Source organism: Kluyvera sp. CRP, assembly GCF_019930565.1.
GTDB lineage: Bacteria > Pseudomonadota > Gammaproteobacteria > Enterobacterales > Enterobacteriaceae > Kluyvera > Kluyvera georgiana_A.
The window spans coordinates 1,607,060-1,620,313 of record NZ_CP082841.1 but is presented as its reverse complement, the minus strand read 5'-3'; the positions used below and the strand labels follow the sequence as shown (position 1 = coordinate 1,620,313).

At 53.5% G+C, this 13,254-nt stretch carries 10 protein-coding genes, 2 tRNA genes and 4 rRNA genes; 4 read left to right on the top strand and 12 right to left on the bottom strand.

Translation table 11 applies throughout. From position 1 onward, the window contains the following. Positions 1-228: 228 nt before the first annotated feature. From rrf (K7B04_RS07615) to K7B04_RS07590, 6 genes are all read right to left on the bottom strand, one after another. Positions 229-344: ribosomal RNA gene (gene rrf, locus K7B04_RS07615) — 5S ribosomal RNA — on the bottom strand. Positions 345-382: 38 nt separating this feature from the next. After that, positions 383-458 (bottom strand) — tRNA-Thr (locus tag K7B04_RS07610). 14 nt (positions 459-472) lie between these two features. After that, positions 473-588, bottom strand: a 5S ribosomal RNA gene (gene rrf, locus K7B04_RS07605). A gap of 92 nt (positions 589-680) precedes the next feature. Continuing rightward, positions 681-3,588: ribosomal RNA gene (locus K7B04_RS07600) — 23S ribosomal RNA — on the bottom strand. A gap of 211 nt (positions 3,589-3,799) precedes the next feature. Next, a tRNA-Glu gene (locus tag K7B04_RS07595) sits at positions 3,800-3,875 on the bottom strand. An 85-nt stretch (positions 3,876-3,960) separates the two neighbouring features. Further along, positions 3,961-5,500 (bottom strand): 16S ribosomal RNA (locus K7B04_RS07590). The 16S, 23S and 5S rRNA genes sit together here with 2 tRNA genes alongside, the layout of an rRNA operon. Before the next feature lie 469 nt (positions 5,501-5,969). Here K7B04_RS07590 and K7B04_RS07585 point away from each other — a divergent pair. Next, positions 5,970-6,524, top strand: a complete 555-nt coding sequence (locus K7B04_RS07585) for a gamma carbonic anhydrase family protein (protein WP_163446607.1) — start codon at positions 5,970-5,972, stop codon at positions 6,522-6,524. Here K7B04_RS07585 and K7B04_RS07580 read toward each other — a convergent pair. The 6 genes from K7B04_RS07580 to dprA are packed head-to-tail and all read right to left on the bottom strand — an operon-like array spanning position 6,500 to position 10,291. After that, positions 6,500-6,757: a DUF1488 domain-containing protein gene (locus tag K7B04_RS07580; RefSeq protein WP_163446609.1), complete on the bottom strand. Its 258-nt coding sequence runs from the start codon at positions 6,755-6,757 to the stop codon at positions 6,500-6,502. The genes K7B04_RS07585 and K7B04_RS07580 overlap by 25 nt on opposite strands. Further along, entirely contained in the window at positions 6,754-7,572 is an 819-nt protein-coding gene (gene aroE, locus K7B04_RS07575) for a shikimate dehydrogenase (RefSeq protein ID WP_223803774.1), read from the bottom strand. The genes K7B04_RS07580 and aroE overlap by 4 nt, the downstream gene beginning before the upstream one ends. A 3-nt stretch (positions 7,573-7,575) precedes the next feature. Continuing rightward, positions 7,576-8,148, bottom strand: a complete 573-nt coding sequence (gene tsaC, locus K7B04_RS07570; protein WP_163446613.1) for an L-threonylcarbamoyladenylate synthase type 1 TsaC — start codon at positions 8,146-8,148, stop codon at positions 7,576-7,578. After that, entirely contained in the window at positions 8,141-8,695 is a 555-nt protein-coding gene (locus tag K7B04_RS07565) for a type I DNA topoisomerase (protein WP_163446615.1), read from the bottom strand. Before K7B04_RS07565 ends, tsaC begins: the two co-directional genes overlap by 8 nt. Before the next feature lie 26 nt (positions 8,696-8,721). Further along, on the bottom strand, positions 8,722-9,195 hold the full coding sequence (gene smg, locus K7B04_RS07560) for a DUF494 family protein Smg (RefSeq protein WP_223803773.1): 474 nt from the start codon (positions 9,193-9,195) through the stop codon (positions 8,722-8,724). Continuing rightward, a complete protein-coding gene (dprA, locus tag K7B04_RS07555) occupies positions 9,167-10,291 on the bottom strand; it encodes a DNA-protecting protein DprA (RefSeq protein WP_223803772.1) in 1,125 nt (374 codons plus the stop codon). Before dprA ends, smg begins: the two co-directional genes overlap by 29 nt. 129 nt (positions 10,292-10,420) lie before the next feature. On the opposite strand from dprA, the gene def reads away from it, so the two are divergent. From def to rsmB, 3 genes are read left to right on the top strand one after another with little or no spacing between them, the layout of a single operon-like run. Continuing rightward, complete coding sequence (gene def, locus K7B04_RS07550; protein WP_064541669.1) at positions 10,421-10,930, top strand: peptide deformylase; 510 nt, start codon at positions 10,421-10,423, stop codon at positions 10,928-10,930. A gap of 14 nt (positions 10,931-10,944) precedes the next feature. After that, positions 10,945-11,892, top strand: a complete 948-nt coding sequence (gene fmt, locus K7B04_RS07545; RefSeq protein ID WP_223803771.1) for a methionyl-tRNA formyltransferase — start codon at positions 10,945-10,947, stop codon at positions 11,890-11,892. Positions 11,893-11,946: 54 nt separating this feature from the next. Beyond that, positions 11,947-13,236 carry a 16S rRNA (cytosine(967)-C(5))-methyltransferase RsmB gene (rsmB, locus tag K7B04_RS07540; RefSeq protein ID WP_163446623.1) on the top strand — a complete coding sequence of 430 codons (1,290 nt, stop codon included), beginning with the start codon at positions 11,947-11,949 and terminating at the stop codon, positions 13,234-13,236. The last annotated feature ends 18 nt before the right edge of the window (positions 13,237-13,254 follow it).

The window sequence follows — 13,254 nt, the reverse complement described above, 5'->3', positions numbered from 1 at the left end:
AATCAGCAAGGAAGGCAAAGCCGACAAGAGGCACTTAATCAATCCTGTGTTGGCATCCGGACAGGATATTTGTCGACATACAAGCGCAGCGATCCAATTGGCTGGCGACAGACGTAAAAAAGCCCATCCGTCAGGATGGGCTTTTTCGCTACCGGAGAGTGCTCTCCGACAAACAACAGATAAAACAAAAGGCCCAGTCTTTCGACTGAGCCTTTTGTTTTATTTGATGTCTGGCAGTTCCCTACTCTCGCATGGGGAGACCCCACACTACCATCGGCGCTACGGCGTTTCACTTCTGAGTTCGGCATGGGGTCAGGTGGGACCACCGCGCTACAGCCGCCAGACAAATTCTTTACTAAGCGCCGAACTTTAACCTAAAAAGTGGTGCTGATACCCAGAGTCGAACTGGGGACCTCACCCTTACCAAGGGTGCGCTCTACCAACTGAGCCATATCAGCACGCTAAATTTGATGCCTGGCAGTTCCCTACTCTCGCATGGGGAGACCCCACACTACCATCGGCGCTACGGCGTTTCACTTCTGAGTTCGGCATGGGGTCAGGTGGGACCACCGCGCTACAGCCGCCAGGCAAATTCTGTTTTCAGACCGCTTTATGCGTTCTGATTTAATCTGTAATCAAGCTGAATATCAGTCTCTTCGCCAAAACATCTTCGGCGTTGTAAGGTTAAGCCTCACGGTTCATTAGTACTGGTTAGCTCAACGTATCGCTACGCTTACACACCCAGCCTATCAACGTCGTCGTCTTCAACGTTCCTTCAGGACTCTCAAGGAGTCAGGGAGAACTCATCTCGGGGCAAGTTTCGTGCTTAGATGCTTTCAGCACTTATCTTTTCCGCATTTAGCTACCGGGCAATGCCATTGGCATGACAACCCGAACACCAGTGATGCGTCCACTCCGGTCCTCTCGTACTAGGAGCAGCCCCCCTCAATTCTCCAGCGCCCACGGCAGATAGGGACCGAACTGTCTCACGACGTTCTAAACCCAGCTCGCGTACCACTTTAAATGGCGAACAGCCATACCCTTGGGACCTACTTCAGCCCCAGGATGTGATGAGCCGACATCGAGGTGCCAAACACCGCCGTCGATATGAACTCTTGGGCGGTATCAGCCTGTTATCCCCGGAGTACCTTTTATCCGTTGAGCGATGGCCCTTCCATTCAGAACCACCGGATCACTAAGACCTGCTTTCGCACCTGCTCGAGCCGTCACTCTCGCAGTCAAGCTAGCTTATGCCTTTGCACTAACCTCCTGATGTCCGACCAGGATTAGCTAACCTTCGTGCTCCTCCGTTACTCTTTAGGAGGAGACCGCCCCAGTCAAACTACCCACCAGACACTGTCCGCAACCCGGATCACGGGTCTACGTTAGAACACCAGCCATTAAAGGGTGGTATTTCAAGGATGGCTCCACACGAACTGGCGTCCGCGCTTCAAAGCCTCCCACCTATCCTACACATCAAGGACCAGTGTTCAGTGTCAAGCTATAGTAAAGGTTCACGGGGTCTTTCCGTCTTGCCGCGGGTACACTGCATCTTCACAGCGAGTTCAATTTCACTGAGTCTCGGGTGGAGACAGCCTGGCCATCATTACGCCATTCGTGCAGGTCGGAACTTACCCGACAAGGAATTTCGCTACCTTAGGACCGTTATAGTTACGGCCGCCGTTTACCGGGGCTTCGATCAAGAGCTTCGCGTTGCCGCTAACCCCATCAATTAACCTTCCGGCACCGGGCAGGCGTCACACCGTATACGTCCACTTTCGTGTTTGCACAGTGCTGTGTTTTTAATAAACAGTTGCAGCCAGCTGGTATCTTCGACTGATTTCAGCTCCATGGGTAAACCACTTCACCTACATATCAGCGTGCCTTCTCCCGAAGTTACGGCACCATTTTGCCTAGTTCCTTCACCCGAGTTCTCTCAAGCGCCTTGGTATTCTCTACCTGACCACCTGTGTCGGTTTGGGGTACGATTTGATGTTACCTGATGCTTAGAGGCTTTTCCTGGAAGCAGGGCATTTGTTACTTCAGCACCGTAGTGCCTCGTCATCACACCTCAGCGTTAGTAAGCGTCCGGATTTACCTAAACGCTCCGCCTACATGCTTAAACCGGGACAACCGTCGCCCGGCTAACATAGCCTTCTCCGTCCCCCCTTCGCAGTAACACCAAGTACAGGAATATTAACCTGTTTCCCATCGACTACGCCTTTCGGCCTCGCCTTAGGGGTCGACTCACCCTGCCCCGATTAACGTTGGACAGGAACCCTTGGTCTTCCGGCGTGCGGGTTTTTCACCCGCATTATCGTTACTTATGTCAGCATTCGCACTTCTGATACCTCCAGCATCCCTCACGAGACACCTTCGCAGGCTTACAGAACGCTCCCCTACCCAACAACACATAGTGTCGCTGCCGCAGCTTCGGTGCACAGTTTAGCCCCGTTACATCTTCCGCGCAGGCCGACTCGACCAGTGAGCTATTACGCTTTCTTTAAATGATGGCTGCTTCTAAGCCAACATCCTGGCTGTCTGAGCCTTCCCACATCGTTTCCCACTTAACTGTGACTTTGGGACCTTAGCTGGCGGTCTGGGTTGTTTCCCTCTTCACGACGGACGTTAGCACCCGCCGTGTGTCTCCCGTGATAACATTCTTCGGTATTCGCAGTTTGCATCGGGTTGGTAAGTCGGGATGACCCCCTAGCCGAAACAGTGCTCTACCCCCGAAGATGAGTTCACGAGGCGCTACCTAAATAGCTTTCGGGGAGAACCAGCTATCTCCCGGTTTGATTGGCCTTTCACCCCCAGCCACAAGTCATCCGCTAATTTTTCAACATTAGTCGGTTCGGTCCTCCAGTTAGTGTTACCCAACCTTCAACCTGCCCATGGCTAGATCACCGGGTTTCGGGTCTATACCCTGCAACTTAACGCCCAGTTAAGACTCGGTTTCCCTTCGGCTCCCCTATACGGTTAACCTTGCTACAGAATATAAGTCGCTGACCCATTATACAAAAGGTACGCAGTCACACCCCAAAGGGTGCTCCCACTGCTTGTACGTACACGGTTTCAGGTTCTTTTTCACTCCCCTCGCCGGGGTTCTTTTCGCCTTTCCCTCACGGTACTGGTTCACTATCGGTCAGTCAGGAGTATTTAGCCTTGGAGGATGGTCCCCCCATATTCAGACAGGATACCACGTGTCCCGCCCTACTCTTCGAGTTCACAACCTGTGCATTTTGGTGTACGGGACTATCACCCTGTACCGTCGGACTTTCCAGACCGTTCCACTAACACACAAGCTGATTCAGACTCTGGGCTGCTCCCCGTTCGCTCGCCGCTACTGGGGGAATCTCGGTTGATTTCTTTTCCTCGGGGTACTTAGATGTTTCAGTTCCCCCGGTTCGCTTCATTACGCTATGTATTCACGTAATGATAGTGTGACGAATCACACTGGGTTTCCCCATTCGGAAATCGCCGGTTATAACGGTTCATATCACCTTACCGACGCTTATCGCAGATTAGCACGTCCTTCATCGCCTCTGACTGCCAGGGCATCCACCGTGTACGCTTAGTCGCTTAACCTCACAACCCGAAGATGTTTCACTTCTGATTGCGAAAATTTGAGAGACTCGAACACACCATTTATCTGTTCTTATTACGGAGAACAGACACAGTGTGTCGTTTCAATTTTCAGCTTGATCCAGATTTTTAAAGAGCAAATATCTCAAACGTCACCCGAAGATGAGTTTTGAGATATTGAGGTCGGCGACTTTCACTCACACAAACCAGCAAGTGGCGTCCCCTAGGGGATTCGAACCCCTGTTACCGCCGTGAAAGGGCGGTGTCCTGGGCCTCTAGACGAAGGGGACACTGAAGTCTCAATCGCAAGACGCCTTGCTATTTACTTTTCATCAGACAATCTGTGTGAGCACTTCAAAGAACGTTTCTTTAAGGTAAGGAGGTGATCCAACCGCAGGTTCCCCTACGGTTACCTTGTTACGACTTCACCCCAGTCATGAATCACAAAGTGGTAAGCGCCCTCCCGAAGGTTAAGCTACCTACTTCTTTTGCAACCCACTCCCATGGTGTGACGGGCGGTGTGTACAAGGCCCGGGAACGTATTCACCGTAGCATTCTGATCTACGATTACTAGCGATTCCGACTTCATGGAGTCGAGTTGCAGACTCCAATCCGGACTACGACATACTTTATGAGGTCCGCTTGCTCTCGCGAGGTCGCTTCTCTTTGTATATGCCATTGTAGCACGTGTGTAGCCCTACTCGTAAGGGCCATGATGACTTGACGTCATCCCCACCTTCCTCCAGTTTATCACTGGCAGTCTCCTTTGAGTTCCCGGCCGAACCGCTGGCAACAAAGGATAAGGGTTGCGCTCGTTGCGGGACTTAACCCAACATTTCACAACACGAGCTGACGACAGCCATGCAGCACCTGTCTCAGAGTTCCCGAAGGCACCAAAGCATCTCTGCTAAGTTCTCTGGATGTCAAGAGTAGGTAAGGTTCTTCGCGTTGCATCGAATTAAACCACATGCTCCACCGCTTGTGCGGGCCCCCGTCAATTCATTTGAGTTTTAACCTTGCGGCCGTACTCCCCAGGCGGTCTATTTAACGCGTTAGCTCCGGAAGCCACGCCTCAAGGGCACAACCTCCAAATAGACATCGTTTACGGCGTGGACTACCAGGGTATCTAATCCTGTTTGCTCCCCACGCTTTCGCACCTGAGCGTCAGTCTTCGTCCAGGGGGCCGCCTTCGCCACCGGTATTCCTCCAGATCTCTACGCATTTCACCGCTACACCTGGAATTCTACCCCCCTCTACGAGACTCAAGCTTGCCAGTTTCAAATGCAGTTCCCAGGTTGAGCCCGGGGATTTCACATCTGACTTAACAAACCGCCTGCGTGCGCTTTACGCCCAGTAATTCCGATTAACGCTTGCACCCTCCGTATTACCGCGGCTGCTGGCACGGAGTTAGCCGGTGCTTCTTCTGCGAGTAACGTCAATCGCTGCGGTTATTAACCACAACGCCTTCCTCCTCGCTGAAAGTACTTTACAACCCGAAGGCCTTCTTCATACACGCGGCATGGCTGCATCAGGCTTGCGCCCATTGTGCAATATTCCCCACTGCTGCCTCCCGTAGGAGTCTGGACCGTGTCTCAGTTCCAGTGTGGCTGGTCATCCTCTCAGACCAGCTAGGGATCGTCGCCTAGGTGAGCCGTTACCCCACCTACTAGCTAATCCCATCTGGGCACATCCGATGGTGTGAGGCCCGAAGGTCCCCCACTTTGGTCTTGCGACGTTATGCGGTATTAGCTACCGTTTCCAGTAGTTATCCCCCTCCATCGGGCAGTTTCCCAGACATTACTCACCCGTCCGCCACTCGTCACCCAAGAGCAAGCTCTCTGTGCTACCGTTCGACTTGCATGTGTTAGGCCTGCCGCCAGCGTTCAATCTGAGCCATGATCAAACTCTTCAATTTAAGTTTGATGCTCATGAACTAAACTTCGTAATGAATTACGTGTTCACTCAGAGACTTGGTATTCATTTTTCGTCTTGCGACGTTAAGAATCCGTATCTTCGAGTGCCCACACAGATTGTCTGATAAATTGTTAAAGAGCAGTTGCGACGCGGCTTACAGCTCACCGTCGCGAGGTGGCGTATATTACGCTTTCCTCTTTCAGAGTCAACCCTCATTTTCAGGTTTTTCTCTTCAACCAACCCGGCTACTTAGTGTGAAGTGATTCACGTTTGCCGTCTCAGTGGGTGCGCATTATAGGGAACTTTGTTTTTTGCACAACCCCTTTTCTCAACTTTTTTTCTAAGTGCCGTTTTTTCACACTTTTCGCTCTGTAAGTATGCAATTTGCTTAATTTTTGAGATGAGAAACCCCAGAATTGGGCCGATAATGAGAAAGAATCCCACCATGACACCGTTTTAATGAGGTAAACATGTCAGCCGTTTTACGCCGCTATAAAGATTTATTCCCCGTCATCGGCCAGCGCGTGATGATTGACCCTACCTGCGCAATCATCGGCGACGTTCGTCTGGCGGATGATGTCAGCATCTGGCCCCTGGTTGCCGCGCGCGGCGACGTTAACTATATCCAGATTGGCGCACGCAGTAATATCCAGGATGGTAGCGTCCTCCATGTGACACATAAGTCAGCCAGGAACCCGGAAGGTAATCCGCTCATCGTTGGCGAAGACGTTACCGTCGGTCATAAAGTGATGCTGCACGGCTGCACCATCGGTAATCGGGTATTGGTCGGTATGGGGTCGATTCTGCTGGATGGTGTGGTCGTTGAAGACGATGTCATGATCGGCGCGGGTAGCCTGGTACCACAACATAAGCGTCTGGAAAGTGGATATCTTTATCTGGGTAGTCCGGTCAAACAGATTCGACCATTAAAAGAGGCCGAAATCGAGGGATTACGCTATTCGGCCAATAACTATGTGAAATGGAAAGATGACTATCTGGATCAGGACAACCAGACCCAACCCTGAGCGTCTTCCTGCTGATCGCGAATCAGATCGCTGGCTTCTTCTTCAAGATCCCAGCGATTCTCGCTAAACAACGCGAGCCATTGCTGCGGGTTATCGCCGCCAAAGCGACGAGTCATCGTTTCTGCACTTAATGCACACGTTAGCTGCATACCGTTCACCAGCACAGGAAAACAAATGCTTTCGAGATCGGCACGCCACTCTTCGCGGTCGGGAAACTGGATCGCCTGATTCATACGCCCAGCTCACGTTTGAGGGACGCGATCACCGGTTCAACGTCCGGCAAAACCCCGTGCCACAGTAAAACGGCGTGCGCCGCCTGCCCCACCAGCATCCCCAATCCATCAGCATAGCGTTTTACACCATGCTGAATGCACCAGGACAGAAAGGCCGTATTGCCCTGCTGATAAAACATGTCATAGCAACACACCTGCGGGCCCAGTAGCGATATCGGGATTGGCGGAGTCTCGCCAGAGATGCCGCTGGATGTGGCATTAATGATAAGGTCGAACTCATACCCGTCCAGCTCAGACATTGGCCGCGCGCTAACGCTGCCGGTATGGCGGAACAGTTCGGCGAGCGTTTGCGCCCTCACGTGGGTACGGTTAGTGATGGTGACGTTACAATCCAGCGAAAGCAACGGCAGCAGCACCCCGCGCGCCGCGCCGCCAGCGCCAATCAGCAGAACACGATAGCCGGGCTTAATCAGCCCAAGTCGTTCCAGGTCGCTCAACAGGCCAATACCATCGGTGTTATCACCGAGGATTCGCCCATCCTCCAGGCGCTTCAGCGTATTCACCGCACCCGCCAGGGCCGCGCGCTCGGTGAGCTCATCAGCACGGGCAAACGCCTCCTCTTTAAAAGGCACCGTGACGTTCGCCCCTTTACCGCCCTGCTGGAAAAAAGCTTCCAGCGCAGTAACGAAACCATCCAGCGGCGCCAACATGCGACCATACGGATGCACGATGTTCAGCTGCTCGGCAAACTGTTGATGGATGAACGGCGATTTACTGTGGGCAATCGGGTTACCAAAAACGACGTAGCTTTCCATTCTTTACCCCTGGCGAAAACGTTCACCCGTCAGGGCATCGAGGATTTCTGACGGATTCATCCGCCCACCGGTCGGCGCATCCACCACCGGGAAATCATCACCGAACTGGGCAAGCACTTCTGCCGTGGTGCGACAAGGAGGCAAACCGGTCAGATTCGCGCTGGTCGACACCAAAGGTTTGCCATAGGCCTGGCAGAGTTCAATGACCACCGGGTGATCGGTAACGCGAACGGCCAGCGAGTTAAAGCGGCCGGTCAGCCAGGCGGGAGTCGTTGGCTTCGCGGGGAAGACAAACGTCACCGGCCCAGGCCAACGGGCAAAGACCGTGGCACGCTGCTCGTCGGTCAACTGACTGTCGTCAATATACGGTTGAAGTTGTTCGAAACTTGCGGCGATCAGAATCAGCCCCTTTTCTACCGGACGCTGTTTTAACGCCAGCAGGCGCATTACCGCTTCTTCACTATCAGGATCGCAACCTACGCCAAACACGGCTTCGGTTGGATAGGCGATGACTTCTTTATTATTCAGAGCAACAACCGCACGCTGTACGGCCTCTGATGGCAGGTTTTTATTCACTGATTTGTTTCGCCGGAACCGGCTTTCCACATTGTTTACTGGCACAAAAACGCTTTACGCCCTGCGCCGTTTTCTTTTCGATAAGCAGCGGGTAGTGGCACTCGGGGCACTCCCCCGCAACCGGTGTGAAGTTAATGACGAACTGACATTCCGGGTAACGATCGCAGGAATGAAAGGTTTTGCCGTAACGAGAGCGGCGCTGCACCAGATGCCCTTGCTGGCAGGCAGGGCAGGAAATCGCCGTTTCATCAGGTTTATCAATAACCTCAGTGTGTTCACATTCCGGATACTGACTGCATCCGATGAACATGCCAAAGCGCCCCTGACGCAGCACCATAACGGCGCCACACTCGGGACACAGTTGCCCCTCCAGAATTTTAACGATATGACCATCCGCCTGACTTTTCAGGGGACGAACGTAATCGCATTCCGGATAATGGGAACAGCCAAGAAACGGCCCGTGTTTACCGGACCGTATGACCAGTTCGGCCCCGCACTGTGGACAGGGCTCGTGTTTAGGCACCGAAAACAGTGCTGATTTGACCATAACAACTCTTGATGCCACAAAATGATTTAATGCAGCATACCTTCATTCGTCTCGAAGAGTAATTCTTCCATTTGTTGATACGCATTTTCACAGCCCGGAAGATTGAACAGAACCATCAAAATGACCCATTTCAGCTCTTCCAGCTCAAACTCTGCGGTATCCAGAGCCAGCACGCGCTCAATAACCATTTCCCGCGTTTCGAGGTTCAGCACCTGAATCTGCTCCAGGAATAACAGGAATCCTCGGCAGCTTGCATCCAGACGCTGGCTCTCTTCCTGTGTGAAAATACGCACGGAGAGAGGATCTGATGCCAGTTGCATCGGTTCTACGAGGCCTTCCTGATAGTCGGCGAGCTTTTCCAGCCACATTAGCGCGTTGAAGATGTCTTCACGTTCGAACCCCGCATCGGTAAGATCCCGAGTCAGTTTGTCCTGATCTACGCGCATGTCTGTTTCGTTATGGATGTAGGTCTCAAACAAATACATTAGTACGTCGAACATGGCCTGCCCTCCTTAATCGGACATAGCCGCCGGGTACAGCTGCGATCCATCCTGCTAACTCCAGTTCAAGTAGCTGGGCCACGGTGACTGGCACAGGTTGGCCGGCACGTTCAGCGACGACGTCAACAGGTGTTACCTCATCTCCTACGTTAGCCAGGAGCTCAGGAAATGGCAATGCTACGGATTCCTTATCTGCACAATAATTTGCCATTTTTGCTCGTTCGGACAAATGTCTGTTTAATCCCGGAAAAAGCGCCAGAATATCCTCAGGCTCTGTGACGGTAATCGCTCCCTGTTTGATAAGCCAATGCGGCCCCTCCATGCCCGGATGACCAAGCGGCCCGGGGATAGCGAACACCTCTCTCCCCTGTTCAAGCGCGCAGCGCGCCGTCACCAACGAACCGCTTCGCAACGCGGCTTCCACAACCAATACGCCGCGACTTAACCCGCTGATAATACGGTTACGCCGCGGGAAATGATAAGGCGCAGGCGTCGCCATAAGCGGGAATTCTGACACCAGCGCCCCGCCGTGTTCCACAATGCTCTGCGCCAGTGACCGATGCCGATGGGGATAGATATGGTTCAGCCCGCTGCCGAGGACCGCAATCGTGCTGCCGCCAGCCTGCAACGCCCCCCGATGGGCAACCCCATCGATGCCTAACGCCAGGCCGCTGGTAATCGTGATTCCCATCTTCGCCAGCGATTCACACAAATAGCGCCCCCAGCGCTCACCGTACAGAGAGTGTTGCCGGCTCCCCACAACGGCGAGCTGTGGGGAATGCAGCAATGCCAGATTCCCGCGTACGCACAATACTGCCGGGTAATCGCTAATGGCGCGAAGCGGTTCCGGATACAAGGGAGAATCCGCAAATAAAAGATGGTTGTCTGATTCCGCCAGCCAACGGTTGGCGGCCTCCATCTCTGCGGGTGAAAACGCAAAAAAACGTTCGGCCTGCTTAATGCTGAAGCCCAAAACGTAGAGCATTTGATGGGTAATGCGCGTTTCCTGACGCAACGCACACAGCGCGTTCAGCATGCCATCGCCATACAAATCATTCACCTTTAACAAACGAAAGGCGAGTTCCTCGGGTGACATCCGTTCCCCCTTGCCACATGCGGCATTAGCAATCTTTGCGATTGGTCAGTGACTCTGTCAATTAGAGGGGGTTTTGTCTAGAATAGAGGTAATAATCTTTCCTACTCCTGAACAGAACTCTGGATATTTATGGCAGTTTTGCAAGTATTACATATCCCGGACGAGCGTCTTCGCAAAGTCGCTGCGCCGGTAAAAGAAGTGAATGACGAAATCCAGCGTATCGTGGACGATATGTTCGAAACCATGTACGCCGAAGAAGGGATTGGTCTGGCGGCGACCCAGGTCGATATCCATCAGCGTATTATCGTTATCGATGTCTCTGAGAATCGTGACGAACAGCTGGTGCTGATCAACCCTGAACTACTGGAAAAAGACGGCGATACCGGCATTGAAGAAGGCTGCCTGTCCATTCCGGAACAGCGGGCGCTGGTTCCTCGTGCCGAACGCGTGAAAATTCGCGCCATTGGCCGTGATGGTAACCCCTTTGAGCTGGAAGCTGACGGCCTGCTGGCTATTTGCATTCAGCATGAAATGGACCACTTAGTCGGTAAGCTGTTTATCGATTATCTGTCACCATTAAAGCAGCAACGTATTCGTCAGAAAGTTGAAAAACTGGATCGCCTGAACGCGCGTGCCTAAGGATAAGGATTAACGTGTCAGATTCCCTACGTATTATTTTTGCGGGTACTCCTGATTTTGCAGCGCGTCATCTTGACGCGCTGTTGTCGTCTGAGCACCAGGTCATTGGCGTATTTACCCAACCAGACCGCCCTGCCGGCCGTGGTAAGAAGTTAATGCCAAGCCCGGTAAAAGTGTTGGCGGAAGAGAAAGGCATTCCAGTCTTTCAGCCAGCCTCGCTGCGTCCTGAAGAAAATCAGAAGCTGGTTGCGGATCTACAGGCTGACGTCATGGTCGTCGTCGCTTATGGGCTTCTCCTGCCGAAAGCCGTGCTGACTATGCCGCGCCTCGGGTGCATCAACGTTCACGGTTCTCTGCTGCCGCGCTGGCGTGGCGCTGCGCCAATTCAGCGTTCGCTGTGGGCCGGCGACAGCGAAACCGGTGTGACCATCATGCAGATGGACGTGGGCCTGGATACCGGCGATATGCTGCATAAGCTTTCCTGCCCGATTACCCCTGAAGACACCAGCGCCAGCCTTTACGATAAGCTGGCTGAGCTTGGCCCTCAGGGACTGCTGCACACGCTGCATTTGCTGGCAACCGGCACGGCGACACCGGAAGTGCAGGATGAAACTCTGGTTACCTATGCTGAGAAACTGAGCAAAGAAGAAGCCCGTGTTGACTGGACGCTCAGCGCCGCTCAGTTGGAACGCTGCATCCGCGCCTTTAATCCGTGGCCGATGAGCTACATCGTTATCGACGAGCAGCCGGTCAAAATCTGGCAGGCTTCGGTGATTGACAAACACGCTGGCGCCGAGCCGGGGACCATCCTCGAAGCCACCCGCCAGGGTATTCAGGTCGCGACCGGCGACGGCATCCTCAATCTTCTCTCGCTGCAACCAGCGGGTAAGAAGGCCATGAGCGCTCAGGATCTGCTTAACTCGCGCCGGGAGTGGTTCGAGCCCGGAAACCGTCTACTCTGACGGTTGGTACCTTTTTAAAGCCCGGAGTCTCCGGGCATTTTTATTTTTACGGTTATGAAAAAACATCTTAATTTACGCAGTATGGCGGCCCAGGCCGTTGAACAGGTCGTCGAGAAGGGACAGTCGCTAAGCAATGTGCTGCCCGCCATGCAGCAAAAAGTGGCTGATAAAGACAAAGCGCTGCTTCAGGAGCTGTGCTTCGGCGTGTTGCGCACACTTTCCCAGCTTGAGTGGATGATCCAACAGCTGATGGAACGCCCGATGACGGGCAAACAGCGCACCGTCCATTACCTGATCATGGTGGGCTTCTACCAGCTGCTGCATACCCGTATTCCGCCGCATGCCGCGCTGGCGGAAACCGTTGAAGGTGCAGTCGTCATAAAGCGTCCGCAGTTGAAAGGGCTGATCAACGGCGTACTGCGTCAGTTCCAGCGCCGTCAGGAAGAGCTGCTAACTGAATTCTCACAAACCGATTTGCGCTTCCTTCATCCTTCCTGGCTGGTAAAACGCATTAAAGCGGCCTATCCGCAGCAGTGGGAAAGCATCCTTGAGGCCAATAACCAGCGCCCGCCGATGTGGCTGCGTGTTAACCGCACTCACCACTCGCGCGACGCCTGGCTTAATCTGCTAACGGAAGCCGGTATGACGGGATTCCCGCATCCCGACTACCCGGACGCAGTGCGTCTGGAAACACCAGCGCCCGTACACGCCCTCCCAGGTTTTGACGAAGGTTGGGTGACCGTGCAGGATGCTTCCGCTCAAGGGTGCGTAAACTACCTGCTGCCGGAAGACGGCGAGCAAATCCTTGACCTGTGTTGTGCGCCGGGCGGCAAAACCACTCACATTCTGGAAGTCGCGCCGCAGGCCAATGTATTGGCCGTCGACGTCGACGAGAAACGCCTGTCACGCGTGTATGACAACCTGAAACGGCTGGGCATGAAGGCGACGGTGAAACAAGGTGATGGACGCTATCCTGAACAATGGTGCGGCGATCAACAGTTCGATCGCATCCTGCTGGACGCACCGTGTTCCGCTACCGGGGTAATCCGTCGCCACCCGGATATCAAATGGCTGCGCCGCGACCGTGATATTGCCGAACTGGCACAGCTGCAGGCCGAGATCCTTAACGCAACCTGGGCACACCTGAAGCCGGGTGGTACGCTGGTATACGCGACTTGTTCCATTCTGCCGGAAGAAAACCAGCAGCAAATCGCCGCGTTTCTCTCCCGCACACCGGATGCTGAACTGCGTGAAACCGGTACGCCTGAGCAGCCAGGGCAACAGAATTTACCGGGTGCCGAAGAAGGTGATGGCTTCTTCTACGCTAAGCTAATCAAAAAGTGATGAAATAACGGGTCGCAA

Coding starts and splice junctions, on each gene's coding strand:
- K7B04_RS07565 (WP_163446615.1), bottom strand. CDS start 8,695: ATGGTCAAATCAGCACTGTTTTCGGTGCCTAAACACGAGCCCTGTCCA.
- smg (WP_223803773.1), bottom strand. CDS start 9,195: ATGTTCGACGTACTAATGTATTTGTTTGAGACCTACATCCATAACGAA.
- K7B04_RS07585 (WP_163446607.1), top strand. CDS start 5,970: ATGTCAGCCGTTTTACGCCGCTATAAAGATTTATTCCCCGTCATCGGC.
- aroE (WP_223803774.1), bottom strand. CDS start 7,572: ATGGAAAGCTACGTCGTTTTTGGTAACCCGATTGCCCACAGTAAATCG.
- def (WP_064541669.1), top strand. CDS start 10,421: ATGGCAGTTTTGCAAGTATTACATATCCCGGACGAGCGTCTTCGCAAA.
- K7B04_RS07580 (WP_163446609.1), bottom strand. CDS start 6,757: ATGAATCAGGCGATCCAGTTTCCCGACCGCGAAGAGTGGCGTGCCGAT.
- rsmB (WP_163446623.1), top strand. CDS start 11,947: ATGAAAAAACATCTTAATTTACGCAGTATGGCGGCCCAGGCCGTTGAA.
- dprA (WP_223803772.1), bottom strand. CDS start 10,291: ATGTCACCCGAGGAACTCGCCTTTCGTTTGTTAAAGGTGAATGATTTG.